We start from the raw sequence: 17,054 nt of genomic DNA on the forward strand, positions 1-17,054 counted from the left end.
GGAGGTGTTCATATGTTTGCCGGGCTATGGTACTGAAACGTTTCCGCTAATTGGAGATATCTATCGAAGAAAGCTCATTACAGCCCCGGTAATGATCGGGCAGTCGGTTGCCAGGTGCCATCCGGGCAGGCACCGCTGGCCAGGCATCTACGGCCACCTTCTGCGTGAATCAACCGCCTTGCCGCGTCGAGCAACGCTGTGCGGTCCAGTAGCAACACGGCCTGTTGCAACTGAAGCAGGTAATCCGACGAATGGCCGCCCAGTTTGCCCTGCCACAGCAGTTCAAAGGCCTGGGCAAGCGGCATGGTATTGCCGTCGAGTTGTTCGGCCAGGGTCTGACGTTGATTGATCAAAGACGCATCATCGAGCGTCGAGATGAGTTCGGGCAGTCGCTTCAGGAAGGCTTCGATGTGTTCGAGGATCTTTTCCACCGATGCGTTCGGCGATTGCACGCCGAACAGCAGCCCAGTCTGCCCGTTGATCTGGCGGACACCGCTGAACACCGCATAGCCCAATTGCAGTTCGACCCGCAGGCGTTGATAGAAAGGCGTTTGGCAAAGTTGGGCCAGCAGGCGCCACGCGGCTTCGTCGGCCAATGCCTGAGTGGGCGTAGGGCAAAACAGCAGCAGCGCATTTTCATTGGCGTCGCTGGGTACTTCACTCCAGAGGTGTTGGCCGGCAATGGAGGCGGCCGCTGTCATCTTACTGTCGGGAATGCCAGGCACGCGGTTCAATACACGGGTGATTGCCGTTTGACCGGTTGCCGGCAGACCTGCGCTCAGTCCATCCCAGCGTGCAGTGGCCCACTGTTGTTGCAGATCCGCATGGCTGACAGGCTGCGGCGCAGGACGCGGGCTCTGTCCCAGGCATTGCTCGGGCAGCTCTTTGAGCAACTGCCGAATCGCAATCATCGGCACAGGCGAGTCATTGCTTTTCCAGGCATCGGCGGCGGGTTTCGTCAGGCACAGCAGCGCCTGTTCGAGAATCGCCGGCATCGGCTCATGCCGCCCGCTCATTTTCAGCAGCCATTGGTTGCCCGTTTCGCTGAAGGACAGCTCGACGCCCGCCTGACGGGCGTCGTCGCACAGGCTTTGCAGACTGCGGGCGAGTGTCGGTTGAAGATTGGCTGACGGTGCCGGGTCGAGACGCCAGCGCAGGTAAATCGCCGCTTCGCCGCTGTCGTCCGCCAGTGCCGGGCTGAACTGCATGGGCGAATGTTCACGGCGACTGCGCGTTCGATCCTGGGCAAACGTGCGCAAGCCCCGATGGGCGCTGGTTTGTCCACGGATCAACCCAGCCGGCGCTGGCGCCTCGGCGGTGCGTAGGAAAGGGTTAGCAGGCGGCAGCTGCCAAGCGACAGTCAAGTTATCCACAGGCGTGGGATTCATCTGCTGCAAGATCGCCTTGAGGGCAATCGCACCCGACTCCGAGAGTTCTGGCTCCAACTTCTCGCAATCCAGACGGGCAAGCATCAAGGCGTCGCTGGCCTGACGTTTTCGCCGTTGCAACAAGGCATATTCTTCGCGCAGTTCAGACCAATCGGCATGGCCAGCGAAGAAGCTCAGCCAATCGCCAAGCAGCTCGCTGATTGTCCCGGTTTGCGTTGCGGCGTTGGCCGTCAGCTTGAATTCGACCTGCAGCACCGCTTGTCCGGCGAACTGGTACAGCGGCGTCGCCTTCAGGTTGTCGATCAGTTGGCGCTGGCGTAACTCGGCGAACAAACCTCCCGGTTTCGAAGCGTTCAGCCAGGTGCAGAGAAAATCCAACGCTTCAGCGGAGGCGTTCGGCAAGCGTTCAAACGTAAACAGCAGGTTGAATCGGCGTTCGTCAGTCTGTTGATAACTGCCATTTGCGGTTGTCATCAACGTGGGCGGGGCGCTTTGCGGTTGCTGCTCACCGACGGTGAAGTCGGTGCTGAAGCGTTGCGCCAAGCTCAGCAATTCATCCACAGACTGTGGCCCGGCAAGGCTCAAGGTCATTTGGCCGGTCTGAAAGAAGCGTTGATAGAGCGCGCTTAATGCCTGTTGAAACTCAGGCTGTTGCACCGCCAGGCTGTCGCGGTTGCCGGCATGGAAGCCACGCAAGGGATGATCGGGCGAGAGCCCGTTGAACAAGGCGACGTGTCGCTGCGCCTCAGCATCCTGAGACCAGGCAATGAACTCCGCTTCCAGCACTTCCCGTTCGCGCAACTGATCGTCTGGATTCAGACGCGGGTGGGCGAGCATGTCGCACAAACGCTCAAGTCCGCCGGCGAAGGCATTTGGTTGCAATTCGAAGAAGAAATCGGTGGTGCGCTCGCGAGTGCTAGCGTTCAGCTGTCCGCCGTGGCGTTGCACGTAGGCCATCAACCCATCGTTTGCGGGAAAGCGTTCGGTGCCGAGAAATAACAGATGCTCAAGAAAGTGCGCCAGGCCAGGCCAGGCCAGCGGCACGTCGTGACTCCCGGCGGCGACCCGCAAGGCAGCGGCGCAGCGCTTCAAGCGTGGCGCGTGACGCAGAGAGATCCGTAGCCCGTTAGCCAGGATCTCAGTGTGGGGATGAGGGTGGTTCAGCGCGGGCATGAGCACTTCCAGAACAGTGAAGCGCTCATGCTAGCGGATAACCACCGATCAGCGCTTGTTCAGGTCGCCATAAAGCTCGGGTCGACGATCATGAAAGTAGCGATTGACCGCGCGTGAATCGATCATCAATTGGCGATCCAGGGTTGCGACAATCAACGCCTCATCCAGACCGGCCTGGGCGAGACGACTGCCATCCGGTGCGGCAATGCTGCTTTGACCGCAGTAGTGGATCTCGCCTTCATGGCCGCAGTAGTTGGCATAAGCCACATAACACTGGTTTTCGAAGGCGCGGGCACGCACGGTGACGTCGGCGATAAAGTCGTACGGAATCATATTCGCCGTCGGCACCAGAATCAGCTCGGCACCGGCCAGGGCCAGTCGGCGGGCATTTTCCGGGAATTCCAGGTCGTAGCAGATCAGAAAGCCTAGCTTCCACCCGTTCAACTCCACCAGGGGAAACTCGTCGGGGCCGACACTGAACATCGAGTGATCGAGCTCACCGAACAAATGAGTCTTGCGGTAATTGCACAGGCTTTGGCCCTTGGCATCGATCAACTGCACGGCGTTGTAGATCTGCCCGTCGTCGCCGCGCTCCGGGTAGCCATAGAGGATGGCCACTCCCGAAGACTTGGCGATGTTGGCAATGCGTTGTGCCGACTCGCCATCGCGCGCCTCGGCCAGTGCGCCGACCGCCTCGACGCCGATGTTGTAGCCGCTGAGGAACATTTCCGGCAGCACCAGCAAATCAGCGTCCCTGGCTTCCATCGCCAGGTGTTGCAGACGCTGCAGATTGCCAGTCACGTCCAGTGGCAGCGGTGGGCATTGGTAGAGGGCGACACGCATAGTGAGCTTCCTTTTACTCGGGCAGGGCTATCGGGCCGATTTCATGGAACACATCACCCGGGCCAGGGTTCTGCGCAGGCGTCTCGCCGCCGAAGTGTTTCATGATGCCCCACACGGCATTCAGCGAAGTCTGCACTGCGCCTTCAACCCACGCCGGGGTCCATGAAACATCGTCGCCTGCAATGAAGATTCCGCGCTGCTCGACGGGCATGTCTTGCTGCATGAAGTGTGCATACATGCGTTGGTTGTAGCGATAGTGGCCCGGCAGCGCACCCTTGAAGGCACCGAGGAAATGCGGATCGGCTTCCCAGGAGATGGTGATCGGGTCGCCGATAATACGCGCGGCGATATCGACTTTCGGGTAGATCTTCTTCAACGCGTCCAGCGCCAGCTTCACGCGTTTTTCCACCGGTTGCGGGAGCATTTTCAACGCGTCGCTCATCCACGAATACGACAGGCAGATCACCCCGGGCTTGTCGTCGCCATTGTCGAAGAGGTAAGTGCCACGGGTCAGGCGGTCGGTGAGGGTCATGCTCATCAGGTCGCGCCCGGTTTCCGGGTCCTTGTCCTTCCAGAACGGCCGGTCGACCATGACGAAGGTTTTCGACGACTGCATGTAGCGGGTGCGGTCCAGGGCCATCCACATCTTCTGCGAGAACAAGGTTTCGTCGCATTCGATCTGGGTGGTCAGCAGCCAGCTCTGGCAAGTGGTCAGTACCGCGGCGTATTCCCGGGTATCGCCCCAATTGTCGGTGACGGCAAAACGACCGTTGGCCGCGTGGGCGATGCGTTTAACGCCAGTGCGCGGCGCGCCGCTGTGCAGCGAGCTCAGGCTGGTGCCTGCGGGCCAATGGGCACAGCGCTCGGGTACATGGCGCCAGATGCCCAGCGGCACTTGCTCGACGCCGCCAACCACCAGGTGCTGGTGGTCGTCGCAGTTGGTCATCACCACGCGGAAAATTTCCAGCATCGAGTTGGGGAAGTCCGAATCCCAGCCGCCGGTGCCGAAGCCAACCTGGCCGAACACTTCGCGGTGATGGAAGGACAACTTGGCGAAGGCTTTCGAGGTGGCGACGAAGTCGTAGAAGGTGCGGTCATCCCAGAGCGGAACCAGGGTGTTCCACAGCTCTTTCAAGCGCGGCACATCGCGGTCGCGGATCGCTTGCTGGATCTCGCCGAAGCGCGAACCGTCCTCCAGTGCATCGGCCCAGGCGTCGGCGACTTCCTGGAACAGTGCCGGCAGGTCGGCGAGCTTCTGCGCGTAGTGGGTCTGGCCTTCGAGGTCGATCACCGTGCTGCCCGAGGCGGGAGTCAGCGGGTTGGGGAAGGGTTTGGTTTCCAGGCCGAGCTTGTCGACATAGTGATAGAACGCGGTGGACGACACCGGGAAACGCATACCGCCGAGCTCGGCGATGATGCCTTCAGCGCCTTCAAAGGCCTGGGAGCGCAAACGTCCGCCCATCTTAGAAGCCTCATAGACCACCGGTTTCAAGCCCAGCTTCATCAACGCGTACGCGGCCACCAGCCCGGCGATCCCGGCTCCGACGATCGCCACTTCGGCCCCGTGGTTCTGCGCTGGAATACTGCCCAGGCCGGCCGGGTGCTCGATCCAGTCGTCGAACGCGAACGGAAAGTCCGGGCCGAAAATAGTGACCGGTTTTTTACCGTCTGCAGGATGGCGATTGTTCTTGTTCATGGCTGACCCTTGCTGGCGACTCGCGCGGTACCGTGGCCCGCAGCTGAGTATAGGAAGTAGTAAAAAGACTGCCGCCATTCTAAGGAGCGTAGAACACGTTAATAAGACGCAATGTGTCGTCGATATGAATGCTTGTTTAGCAATTTGACGAAGCTACTGAGCTAAATGACTGTTCGGGGAACTTTGGTCGCCGGAAGGGGGCAGGCAGACCTTAAACCGGCTGGCCGCGATCGATCTTGCTGCTGAGAATGATCGAAGTGGTGGTTTTCTCCACGCCATCGACGCTGCCGATCTGATCGAGCAACTGGTCGAGCTGTTCCGGCGAATCGGTGCGCAGCCACGCCACGTAATCAAACTCGCCACTCACCGCACACAGCTGCTGCACCTGGGCCATGGCACTGAGCCGGCGCAGCACTTCCTTGCCGGAGCGTGGTTGCACGGTAATCCCGACATACGCCTGCAACCCGCCATCGACCAGCCGCTGACCGAGACGCACGCCGTAGCCGGTAATCACCCGAGCCTTCTCCAGCCGCGCCAGGCGTGAGGTGACCGTGGTGCGCGCAATGCCCAGCTGCCGGGCAAGCATGGCTACGCTTTCGCGGGCGTTGATCTGCAAGGCCGCGATCAATTGGCGGTCGATTTCGTCGAGAACGGGCGGGCGGGTGTCAGGCAAAGGTTGTCTCCAGCGGCACAGAACAAAGGGCAAGCATGTTACAGGCACTCATGCCGTCAACGGGTTAATTGGATGGACACAAACGGTCACTCGTAGTCGAATGCGCAACAAGGGCTGTGAAGCGAGAGGATCGAAATGAAGAGCATGCCTGCTGCTCTGCGAGACTATGCACTGCAGATTGCGAATCACGAAATGGCGCACTACGTAGTAGCCCGAGCCTTGGGCTTTGAAACGAGTGATGTGACCCTGAAAGTTACCATGGCCTTGACGCACCATGGGGGGAGCTCCATTACCTTGACGCGGTCAATTTCGTCGATCGAAGAAATGAAGGAACATTTGGAAGCCCGGATGATGGTCCTCTTCGCCGGAGCGATGGGGCAGACGTTACCTCCAAAGCATTCGTCCGAGAAACTCGTTGATAAGTCGAAAGCGGCAGCCATCCTGAAAGGAGAGCTTGGGGCGGAACAGGATTACGCAAAAATAAGGGAGTTAGGGCACCTGCTGCGCAATATCTCCTACCCCGATACGGATCCAGCGTCGTGTTACAGCGTAACGGCTGAGCTTAAAGAAATTACTGATCGCACGTGGTTTCGGACTCAAAAAATCGTAGAGGAATTGGCCGATACGATTACCGGATTGGGCGCGGCGCTGGTAGACGGCATGGTCATCGTGGAGCAGTGGGGTAGGCCGGCGGATACGTATGAGGTCGTGTTGACGGGTGAAATGCTTGAACGGCTGCGGTCAGTGCAGGCCATTCCAGCGTTAGGTGTTCGGGCGTAAGCATCCAGGTCGCCGTTGGACGTAGTAAAGGGCGGGCATTACAGCGGTGATTCTGCCTAGGACCGAGCAGGCCGCGGTGTAACCGTCATGGTCTTACTCCTGGGTTCGAGGAGCTGCCTGTACGCAGGGTGGTAAACCGGGAGCCAAGGAACCGGCACGCGCGAAGGCGTCCCGCGCACAGCTGCCATATCAAGATCACAGTTCAGCCACCAGGGACTCGACGGAGATCTGAAGCTGGTCAGCTTTGAGCTGAACCTGCGCCTTTAACGCACCTCCTCGTTGCCATAAATACATAAAAACGCTAATATGACCTCGTCAGCACAGACCGGAACCTTGGAAGCAAGGGGTGTTGATTTCGGTGGCGTAAGCCACTCCTAGCCAGTGAGCGGGATAAGCGGGAAACCGTGAAAGGAGAGGCCGATATTGAGATTCACAAGAAGCCCTGGTGCGAAAGCGTCGGGGCTTTTTGCTTTCTATCAAACGGATTTGCCTGCGCTCCGCATCTCGAGAATGTATCGCACGTTTTGCGGTTTCCCCTTGGGCAGCTTTGCCCGACCCCATTCAGCCACCTCATACGCCGAGATCACCCTCAGTTTGAGAAGATTTGTCGTGCCTTGCGGTTTGCTGATCGAGAAGAAAATCGCGTAGTCATGTAGATCCAGGCAGAAATATCGCTGACTGTTTTCGACGTAAAACGGAACGGCAAGCCCTTTAAAGAAACGCTTGTGAATGTATTCCGTAATTTGACTGCTGCAATGGTGCCGATCAGCACAGAAATAACGACGTTCCCTTCTGTGTGTGAGCGGCTGCCCGTTGCCTTTGTCATCGGTGAAGCAATGGAACCCGAACTCGAATTTGACGGTGAGCTGCTCACCAGCGACCTCGAATACCAGCTCGAACGGTTGTAGGTGCTCCATGCTGTACTGGCGTCCGCCAATGATCAGGTCTTTCCATTGCATGTAGGTCGTCGCCGGACGCGGTAAAGGGCGCGCATTGTAGCAGCACCCCGATCATGATTTGAAAACCCCAAAAATTCGGGGCTCATGCCACGGTTTTTCGGCCGCTATTCTTCAGCCGCTGTCGCCGTCCGAGCAGGGCTCGGTAAGCACCTTCACCACATCATCAATCACCGCCTTACTCATCGCAGTCAAATAGTGCGCGGCCCAGGCGTGGCGGTCGGTGTCTCTGGCATAGGCTGCATCCTCAGCAAACGACTTGGCGAGGAACAGCAGATCGGAGGCCTGTGCCAATGCATCACCAATGGGAACGCCACGACAAACGTGGAACAGCGGCTGATCCGAGCAGTAGATGAAAGGCGTGAAGCCGATGGTTTTCAGTTCTGAAGGTGTGGACGGATTTGTTTTGGTCATGGTCTTACTCCTGGGTTCGAGGAGCTGCCATTTTCGTTACCACACGAAAGGGTGGCAGCTGTACGCAGGGTGGTAAACCGGGAACCAAGGAAACCGGCACGCCCGAGGGCGTCCCACGCACAGCCGCCATATCAAGATCACAGGCATAGAAAACTGCCTGTATTCGTGATGAGTGCACTATTGCGCTGGTTTCACCGGGTTACCACACCCGATCGCTGCATTGGCAGCGACGTCCGGAGAGTATCCCGTCGAAGAGAACGCCAACAAGGCGGCAAAGTGCCCAAACGCAAGATTCGGAGTTTGCCTACAAGGTCTGCGGGAGTCATCCGATATTGCGACACCGTGGATAAACGAAACCAAACGCGCGCGAGAGATTTTACAAGTCGGTGGAGCCTCCGGCCAAAAACAAAAAAGGCCTACGCCGCTAAGCGTAAGCCTTTTGTTTTGTATGGTGGGCCCAGTAGGACTCGAACCTACGACCAAGGGATTATGAGTCCCCTGCTCTAACCAACTGAGCTATAGGCCCTCAGTAGGCCGCGGATTATAACGATGGTTTCTCGGCTGTGCTATCCGAAAAATCCGAAAGGTTGATACGAAGAAAGGCTGCAGCGAATTCGTCGGCGGGGAGGGGGAGGCTGACGATGTAGCCCTGGATCTCTTCACAGCCCTCAAAGGTGAGGAATTGCTGCTGGGCCTGGGTTTCGACGCCTTCGGCGATTACGGTGAATTGCATGCTGCGGCCCAGGGCGATGATGGCGCGGACGATGGCTACATCGTGGGGGTCATCGGGCAGGCCGCGGACGAAGGATTGGTCGATTTTCAGGAAGTCCAGGGGTAGGCGTTTGAGGTAGCTCAGCGAAGAGTAACCGGTGCCGAAGTCGTCAATGGCCAGCTGCACACCGAGGCGTTTGAGTTGATGCAGGACGTCCAGTGCTTCTTCCGCCTGGCTCATGATGAAGTTTTCGGTGATTTCCAGTTGCAGGAGGCCGGGCATGAGACCGTTGTCATTGAGTAACTGCTCGATCCGGTTGAGCAGGTTCGGTTGACGCAATTGCGCCCCGGCCAGGTTGACCGAGAGCGGGCCGAAACTCTCATACATGTGGTTCCACTCGTACAGCTGCTGGCAGGCTTGTTCCAGCACCCAGTCGCCAATTTGCAGGATCATGCCGTTTTCTTCGGCCAGCGGGATGAAGTGTTCGGGAGGTACGTCGCCGAAAGTTGGATGGCGCCAGCGAAGCAGGGCTTCGGCACCGACCAGGCACTGATCCTTGAGGCTGATTTTCGGCTGGAAGTAGAGCATTAGCTCATTGCGTTCGATTGCCCGGCGCAATTCATGTTCCAGCGCGATGCGTTCGCTGGCCTGGGCGGTGAGGTCGCGGGTATAGCTTTCGACCCGGTTGCGGCCCTTGGCTTTGGAGCGATACATGGCCGCGTCGGCATTCTTGACCAGCGTGGCGACGTCACAACCGTCCTGAGGGTAGAGGCTGGTGCCAATGCTGGCACTGATGAAGAACTCGTGTTCGCCGGCCTGGAAGGGGGCTCCAAAGCAGTTGAGCAGCTTGTTGGCGATGTGTTCGGCGTCGCTGGCTTGCTGCAGGCCCGGCAACAGGATGATGAACTCATCACCGCCCAGGCGGGCCACGGTGTCGATGTCACGCAGTTGTTCTTTCAGGCGTACGGCAATGCCCTTGAGCAGCAGGTCGCCGACCGGATGGCCAAGGCTGTCGTTGATATGTTTGAAGCGGTCGAGATCGAGGAATAGCACGGCGCCCTGGCCGCCGTTTTCTTGCTGGCTGTTGAGCGCTGTCAGCAGCCGGCTCTCGAACAGGGTGCGGTTGGGCAGGCCGGTCAGCGGGTCGTGGTGGGCCTGGTAGTCGAGGCGCGCCTGGGCGTGCTTCAAACTGGAGATGTCGGCAAATACCGCCACGAAGTGAGTAATGAATTTGTCCCGGTTACGCACGGCACTGATGGTCAGCCAGCTGGGGTACAGCTCGCCATTTTTGCGCCGGTTGGAGATCTCGCCTTGCCAATGACCTTCGGCGGTCAGTTGGTGCCACATGGCGGCGTAGAAGGCGCTGTCGTGCAAGCCTGAGGCAAGTAACCTGGGGGTATGGCCGAGCGCTTCGGTTTCGCTGTAGCCAGTGATCTCGGTGAAGGCCCGATTGACGGCGCTGATGTGCTGTTGAGTGTCGGTGATCAACACCCCTTCGGCGGTGCTCTCGAACACCGTGGCGGCCTGTTGCAGCTTTTCCTGCATCAGGTGGCGCTCGGTGATGTCGCGGGCGATGGTCAGTATGCAATCCTCACCCGCGATAGGTAGCGGGCGGCTGGAGAGCTCGCACAGACGAATCTGTCCATCGTTGCGGCGGATGTGGCAACTGAAGTCACGGACAAAACCGTCGCGTTGCAACAGGTCGAGCATCTGTTTGCGTTCGTTGAGGTTGACCCAGATACCCAGGTCCAAGGTGGAGCGGTCCAGGGACATCGCACTGTTGAAGCCGGTAATCCGGCTGAAACCATCGTTGACCTCAATCAGCAAGCCGTCGCGTTGGCGGCTCAGCAGCAGGCCATCGGGTGATGCATGGAAGGCTTTGGCGAATTTCTCTTCGGAGGTTTGCAGTTGTTGCTGGGTTTCCTTGAGTTGGCTGATGTCGCGCACCACCACTACCAGCGCGGGAGTGGTGTCGAGGTCGAAGTGTTCGGCGGAGATCAGCCCGGTGAACAACTGCCCGTTGTTGCGCCGGAACGGCATTTCCAGGTTGCGAATGCTGCCCGCCTGCAAACGCAGCAAAAGGCCGGGGCCGACGCCCGGAACGCCCCAGATGTTCAGGTCGGTGGCGGTCTGGCCGATGACTTCCCCGGCGCTCAGGCCGATCTGTTCCTCAAAGGCTTCGTTGACCTCCAGCAGGCAGCCGTCGGACAGCCGCGCGATAACCAGAATGTCCGGGCACTGCTGGAATACCGAAGCGAATTTCTGCTCGGACAGGCGCAAGGCTTCTTCGGTTCGCTTGGCTTCGCTGATGTCGATCATCAGGCCGCGCAGAATCGGCTCATGGCCGTGCTCTATCAGGCTGACGATATCGCGAACCCACAGGCAGCGACCGTCGGCGGTGATGACGCGGTAGTCGACGCTGTGATCGCGGCCGGCCAGTATCTCGCGGTCGCAAAAGGTCTGGGCGCGAGTCAGGTCGGCGGGATGAATGATGTTGAGCCAAAAGCCCGGGATCAGCCAGTTAGGCAGGGGGTAGCCGAGCAGGTCTTCGGCATGGGGTGACACGTAGCTGTAGGTGTAGTCGCTGATGCGGGCCTCCCAGGCTATCGCCGAAAGGCTTTCTACCAGACCGCGGTAGTGGTATTCGCTGCTGCGCAACTCTTGTTCGAGCGCGACCCTGCGCGAGATTTCCGAGCTGAGCCGACGATTGATGCGAATGACGACCGCCAGCACGGTAAACAGCAGCAGCACGCCGGGCAAGCCATACAACAAAAGACCGGACCAGAAGGTGCGGTGGTCCAGGACGTTGCCCACCCAGCGTTCCTGGATGCTGCTGATTTCCTCGGGGCTCAGCTCGGCCAGCACTTTGTCGAGAATGCCGACCAGGATTTTGCTTTGTTGCGGTACTCCCATCGCCAATTGATAGCGATAAGGCGTTTCACCGCTGACGTAAAGACCGTCCAGTTTAAGCTGGCGCAGGCTCCAGACGCTGGAGGCGAGATCACCCACCACCGCATCGACCTCGTCCGTGGCCAGAGCCTGGAGGGCCGAGCTGACATTCGGCAGCGCGACCAGGTTCAGGTCTGGATGGTGGGAGCGTAATAGCTCGTGAGGCGCATAGTTTTCCACGACGGCAATCTTCAGGCCGTACAGATCGTTGAGATTACGCGGTTGTGGCCCGCCCTCGTGGGCCAGGATCACGATCGGGAAGTCGAGGTAGGGGCGTGTGAAGGACAGGTAAGTCTGGCGTTCGGGAGTCGACATGATCCCTGGCAGCAGGTCCAGCTTGCCTTGTCTGGCCTGTTCCAGCACCTGGCTCCAGCTGACCGGCTCCACGGGGGTAACCTTGATGCTCAGGCGTTCCTGGATCAGGCGAATGTAATCCGCCGCCAGGCCCTGGTAACGGCCTTCTTCGTCGCGATACTCAAAAGGTGGCCATGATGCATCGACCCCCAGACGCAATTCCGGGTGGGCCACAAGCCAGCTACGTTCTTCGTCGGTAAGAGTCAGCGCGCCAGCCGTTGCAGTCCAGGTCAGCAGCCACAGCAAAAACACAGCCGGCATTCTGGGCATAACGGTCTCGTTATGGCTCTGGGAGTAGGTTCGAGTGTAGACGGGCAATTCGGTGGGAGGGACGCTTGGAGAATTTTATCTGCACAAAGCAAAACCCCCAGCAAGGCTGGGGGTTTTGTGATCACTCGTCGAGGAAGGAGCGCAAATGCTCGCTTCTCGTCGGGTGGCGCAGCTTGCGCAACGCCTTGGCTTCGATCTGACGAATCCGCTCGCGGGTAACGTCGAACTGTTTACCGACTTCCTCGAGGGTGTGGTCGGTATTCATGTCGATGCCGAAGCGCATGCGCAGTACCTTGGCTTCACGGGCAGTGAGGCCGGAGAGTACTTCGCGAGTCGCTTCTTTAAGGCTCTCAACAGTGGCGACATCGATTGGCGACTGCATGGTCGAGTCTTCGATGAAGTCACCCAGGTGGGAGTCTTCGTCATCACCGATCGGGGTTTCCATGGAGATCGGCTCTTTAGCGATCTTCAATACCTTGCGGATTTTGTCCTCAGGCATTTCCATGCGTTCGCCGAGCTCTTCCGGAGTCGGTTCGCGACCCATTTCCTGCAACATCTGCCGGGAAATACGGTTGAGCTTGTTGATCGTCTCGATCATGTGCACCGGAATACGGATGGTGCGGGCCTGGTCGGCGATCGAGCGAGTGATCGCCTGACGGATCCACCAGGTGGCATAAGTCGAGAATTTGTAGCCACGACGGTATTCGAACTTGTCCACCGCTTTCATCAAGCCGATGTTGCCTTCCTGGATCAGATCGAGGAACTGCAGACCACGGTTGGTGTACTTCTTGGCGATGGAGATCACCAGACGCAAGTTCGCTTCAACCATCTCTTTCTTCGCGCGGCGGGCCTTGGCCTCACCGATCGACATGCGACGGTTGATGTCCTTGATCTCGGCAATCGTCAGACCGGTTTCGGTCTGCAATGCAGTCAGCTTTTGCTGGCAACGAAGGATGTCCGGTTGCAGGCGACCAATGGCTTCAGCGTATTTGCTTTTGCCTTTGGCCAGTGCATCGGTCCAGCTTTCGTCGACTTCATGGCCCGGGAACTGGCGCAGGAAGTCGGTACGCGGCATACGCGCATCGCGAACGCAGAGCTGCATGATTGCGCGCTCTTGCTGACGCAGACGATCGAGAGCGCCGCGGACACGCTCAACCAGGCCTTCGAATTGCTTCGGAACCAGTTTGATCGGCATGAACAGCTCAGCCAGTGCCACCAGCTCGGCGATGGTCAGCTTGTTGCCGCGACCGTGCTTTTTCAGCGCCTTGCGAGTGACTTCCATCTGGTCAGACACGGCGCCGAAACGCTGTGCAGCGATGACCGGATCCGGACCGCTTTCGACTTCATCTTCTTCGTCAGTGCTGGCTTCGGCTTCGTCGTCGTCGGTTTCGTCATCCGCTTTCGCGGTTTTCGGATCGACAGGCGGCGGCACTTCGGCAGCAGGCGGCGCAATACCGTCGTCCGGGTCGATATAACCGCTCAGGACGTCGGACAGGCGGCCACCTTCGGTGGTGACGCGAGTGTACTCGGAGAGAATGTGGTCGACCGTGCCAGGGAAGTGCGCAATTGCGCCCATCACTTCACGGATGCCCTCTTCAATACGCTTGGCGATTTCAATTTCGCCTTCACGTGTGAGGAGTTCTACCGTGCCCATTTCACGCATATACATGCGCACAGGGTCAGTGGTGCGACCAATGTCGGTCTCGACCGCTGCCAACGCAGCCGCTGCTTCTTCCGCGGCGGCCTCGTCGGTGTCGGCGTCGGCCAGCATAAGGGAATCCTTATCTGGCGCAACCTCGAATACGTTGATCCCCATGTCATTAATCATGCGGATGATGTCTTCCACCTGTTCCGGATCTGAAATATCCTCCGGCAGGTGGTCGTTGACCTCCGCGTAAGTCAGGTAGCCCTGCTCACGACCAAGAACGATCAACTCTTTGATACGAGACTGCTGTTGCGCTTTTCCGGACATAACACCCTATCCACTGAAGGTCTTGGCGGGCAAAAAACAAGCCGAGGATTATACCTGAGCTATGACCTCACGCGCCAGTTGAGGTCGGGTTTGATGCGGAAACATTGCGACTTAGGAGGTCGCGCAGCTGATTTTTTTCCTCGGTACTCAATTCACTTTGACGCGCTTTCCTGAGAAGTTGTTCCAAACTCCGCTCGCGTTGGCGAGCTGACAAGCTAGTTATAGTGTCGAAAAACTGTTGTTCAAGGTTGTCGCCCTCAATCAGCCATTCCTTTTCTGCCAATGCTTTGAGCAGGCGTCCTTGTTCGGTGCCGTGCCAGCGAGCAATCAACTGAAATGAGTTTAGCTTGGGATTCTTCTGTACGGCTTCGAGTAGCGCCACCAACAGTTGTGTATTGGTGTGATCCTCGGCGGCAAAGTGCCCGGCATCCTCGACTTTTTCCGCCAGCTGCGGGTGATGCAGCAAGGTGCGCAAGGCCGCCAGCGTCGGCGGCTCCACGGCTGCGGGAATGCGTGGGGCGCGGGGCTGATCGCGATCGCCCTGGCGCTTGCCCTTTTTATCCCAGGGTTTATTTTCCCATTTCTTGCCGCCACTGCCCGGTTTTTTCGGCGTCCACTCCTGTTGCGGCGCGTAGGCCTCTTGGGGTTGGTGGTAGTCGGCGTAATCCGGCATGGCGTCGTAATCGATGCCCGGGTCGTAGGCGGGCGGCGCCTCTTGGGGCGCGCTGTGCACCAGTTGGCTGACCGCTTCGCTGTTGAGGCCGGTGATTTCTGTGAGTCGCTGGCGCATCAGGGTGCGCAGGTTGGCCCCTGGAACCTTGTCGATCAGCGGCGCTGCAAGGGTGGCCATATGGGCCTTGCCTTCGAGCGAGCGGGGGTCGGACTCTTCGGTCAGCTGCTGGAAAAAGTAATCGGCCAATGGTTGGGCGTGCTGGTTGATCCGCGCGCGGAACGCGTCAGTGCCTTCGGAGCGGACCAGGGTGTCCGGGTCTTCGCCTTCGGGCAGGAACAGAAAACGTGCGCGCCGCCCATCCTGCAGGCTTGGCAAGGCTGCTTCCAGTGCGCGCCATGCGGCATTGCGCCCGGCCTGGTCGCCGTCAAAACAGAACAATATGTTGGGCACCACCCGAAACAGTCGTTTCAGGTGTTCTTCGCTGGTGGCGGTGCCGAGTGTCGCAACGGCATTGCGCAAGCCTTGTTGGGCGAGGGCGATGACGTCCATGTAGCCTTCGACGACGATGATTTCGTCGAGATTGCGATTATTCTTGCGCGCTTCAAACAGCCCGTAGAGTTCCTGGCCCTTGTGGAATACCGGGGTTTCCGGGGAGTTCAGGTACTTCGGCTTGTCGTCGCCCAATACCCGGCCGCCGAAGGCGATGATCCGGCCGCGACTGTCGCGGATCGGGAACATTACGCGATCGCGGAAGCGGTCGTAGCGCTTGCCGGTTTCGGCATTCTCGACCAGTAGGCCGGCATCGATCATGGCTTTCTGCTGCAGGGTGTCGCTGCTCAGGTGCTTGTACAGATTGTCCCAGCCGGGCGGGGCGAATCCGAGGCCGAAATCCCGGGCGATCTCACCGGTCAGGCCGCGGCCCTTGAGGTAATCGACGGCAGCCTTGCGCGCCGGATGGCTTTTCAGCGCCTGGCGATAGAAATCGGCGGCGGCGGTAAGCAGCGGGTAGAGCGGCGAGTCGGTCGGTTGCCGGGGTTTGTGCGGCCGGCCACTTTCCTCTCGGGGTATTTCCATGCCGGCGGCTTTGGCCAGTTCTTCGACTGCCTGGGGGAAATCCAGGTTGTCGTGGTCCATGATGAAGCCCAGCGCATTGCCGCCAGCGCCGCAGCCGAAGCAGTAGTAAAACTGTTTGTCCGGGCTGACGCTGAAGGAGGGGGTTTTTTCTTTGTGGAACGGGCAGCAGGCAGTGTAATTCTTGCCGGCCTTTTTCATTTGCAGGCGCGAGCTGACCACGTCGACGATGTCGGTGCGGTTCAGAAGGTCGTCAATAAAGCTCTGGGGAATTAGCCCGGCCATGGCGTTCTCGTCATCACTGCGCGGAAATTGATCCAGGGCGAAGGGCTGCCGAAATCTGGTCGTGGTTTTGAGGCGCAACAGTCTGCGTCTCGACCGGATGTCGTCTGCGTGATCGCTGTCGGGAAGTGTATCTGCCGAAAATCCACTGACGTTAGTTCCAATCAGCATTCGACTATTTGAAAGTGTTGCTCTGAGTCCGGCAACGGCCAAATGGCGGCCTCGGATAGCTCATAAGCGGGCACGGGAGATCGTGCCTTGGGCTGATCGTCTGTTGAGGAATCAGTAAGGTGTGCTCGTCAGTAGCCTTGAAAGGCTCGTCAGAAAAGACGTGCACCGCTGGCAAAAGAGCCAGGTCTGACGTGGTGAAGCAGGTTTGTCTCGGTCGCATCGGCGGCTTTGACGATAAAGCATCAAGCGATATACGCAAATGCCAATAGCCCGGCTGAGGGCCGGGCTTGGCAGAAGCTTGCTACGAACGTCTGTGTATTAGTACAGACGAACGGCGCGGCGCTGCTCGCGCTGAACTTTCTTCGCGTGACGCTTAACAGCAGCTGCTGCTTTGCGCTTACGCTCGGAAGTCGGCTTCTCGTAAAATTCGCGGCTACGAACTTCAGCCAGTACACCGGCTTTTTCGCAGGAGCGCTTGAAACGACGCAGAGCTACGTCGAAGGGTTCGTTCTCTTTAACTTTGACCGCGGGCATCCAGAGCTACCTTCATTCATTACCGGGGATCAACATCCTCGCGGCATAAAATGCACTTGAAGACGTCGGTTTTTAAGGGTTGCGGATGTTAACCCCTCAACGCTCGGAATGCAAAGCCTCTGATCGAAAACCGCTGGTAGGTA

Annotated in this window: 11 protein-coding genes and 1 tRNA gene; 1 reads left to right on the plus strand and 11 read right to left on the minus strand. The window is 58.7% G+C overall.

The window, feature by feature from the left end; translation table 11 throughout:
- Positions 1-77: 77 nt before the first annotated feature.
- The 4 genes from pqqF to F8N85_RS07945 form a co-directional block, all read right to left on the minus strand.
- Positions 78-2,561: a pyrroloquinoline quinone biosynthesis protein PqqF gene (gene pqqF, locus F8N85_RS07930; protein WP_150803092.1), complete on the minus strand. Its 2,484-nt coding sequence runs from the start codon at positions 2,559-2,561 to the stop codon at positions 78-80.
- Positions 2,562-2,609: 48 nt separating this feature from the next.
- Positions 2,610-3,404, minus strand: a complete 795-nt coding sequence (locus tag F8N85_RS07935; RefSeq protein ID WP_150803093.1) for a carbon-nitrogen hydrolase family protein — start codon at positions 3,402-3,404, stop codon at positions 2,610-2,612.
- Between the two features lie 13 nt (positions 3,405-3,417).
- Positions 3,418-5,100, minus strand: a complete 1,683-nt coding sequence (locus tag F8N85_RS07940; RefSeq protein WP_150803094.1) for a flavin monoamine oxidase family protein — start codon at positions 5,098-5,100, stop codon at positions 3,418-3,420.
- Between the two features lie 211 nt (positions 5,101-5,311).
- Positions 5,312-5,773, minus strand: coding sequence for an Lrp/AsnC family transcriptional regulator (locus tag F8N85_RS07945; RefSeq protein WP_150803095.1), 462 nt, complete (start codon positions 5,771-5,773; stop codon positions 5,312-5,314).
- A 135-nt stretch (positions 5,774-5,908) separates the two neighbouring features.
- Between F8N85_RS07945 and F8N85_RS07950 the strand changes: the two genes are divergently transcribed.
- Complete coding sequence (locus tag F8N85_RS07950; protein WP_150803096.1) at positions 5,909-6,553, plus strand: peptidase M41; 645 nt, start codon at positions 5,909-5,911, stop codon at positions 6,551-6,553.
- Positions 6,554-7,029: 476 nt separating this feature from the next.
- Here F8N85_RS07950 and F8N85_RS07955 read toward each other — a convergent pair whose 3' ends face one another.
- The 7 genes from F8N85_RS07955 to rpsU all read right to left on the minus strand — a co-directional run bounded on the left by F8N85_RS07955 (position 7,030) and on the right by rpsU (position 16,911).
- Positions 7,030-7,470, minus strand: a complete 441-nt coding sequence (locus tag F8N85_RS07955; protein WP_150803149.1) for a hypothetical protein — start codon at positions 7,468-7,470, stop codon at positions 7,030-7,032.
- Positions 7,471-7,623: 153 nt separating this feature from the next.
- Positions 7,624-7,923, minus strand: a complete 300-nt coding sequence (locus F8N85_RS07960) for a DUF3077 domain-containing protein (RefSeq protein WP_191636135.1) — start codon at positions 7,921-7,923, stop codon at positions 7,624-7,626.
- A 449-nt stretch (positions 7,924-8,372) separates the two neighbouring features.
- A tRNA-Ile gene (locus F8N85_RS07965) sits at positions 8,373-8,449 on the minus strand.
- 15 nt (positions 8,450-8,464) lie between these two features.
- On the minus strand, positions 8,465-12,208 hold the full coding sequence (locus tag F8N85_RS07970) for an EAL domain-containing protein (protein ID WP_150803097.1): 3,744 nt from the start codon (positions 12,206-12,208) through the stop codon (positions 8,465-8,467).
- A 121-nt stretch (positions 12,209-12,329) separates the two neighbouring features.
- Positions 12,330-14,180, minus strand: coding sequence for an RNA polymerase sigma factor RpoD (gene rpoD, locus F8N85_RS07975; protein WP_150803098.1), 1,851 nt, complete (start codon positions 14,178-14,180; stop codon positions 12,330-12,332).
- Between the two features lie 67 nt (positions 14,181-14,247).
- Positions 14,248-16,209, minus strand: coding sequence for a DNA primase (gene dnaG, locus F8N85_RS07980; RefSeq protein ID WP_150803099.1), 1,962 nt, complete (start codon positions 16,207-16,209; stop codon positions 14,248-14,250).
- A 486-nt stretch (positions 16,210-16,695) separates the two neighbouring features.
- On the minus strand, positions 16,696-16,911 hold the full coding sequence (gene rpsU, locus F8N85_RS07985) for a 30S ribosomal protein S21 (protein ID WP_002551877.1): 216 nt from the start codon (positions 16,909-16,911) through the stop codon (positions 16,696-16,698).
- Positions 16,912-17,054 lie beyond the last annotated feature (143 nt).

Origin of the sequence: Pseudomonas fluorescens (assembly GCF_902497875.1) — a bacterium.
Lineage (GTDB): Bacteria > Pseudomonadota > Gammaproteobacteria > Pseudomonadales > Pseudomonadaceae > Aquipseudomonas > Aquipseudomonas fluorescens_BR.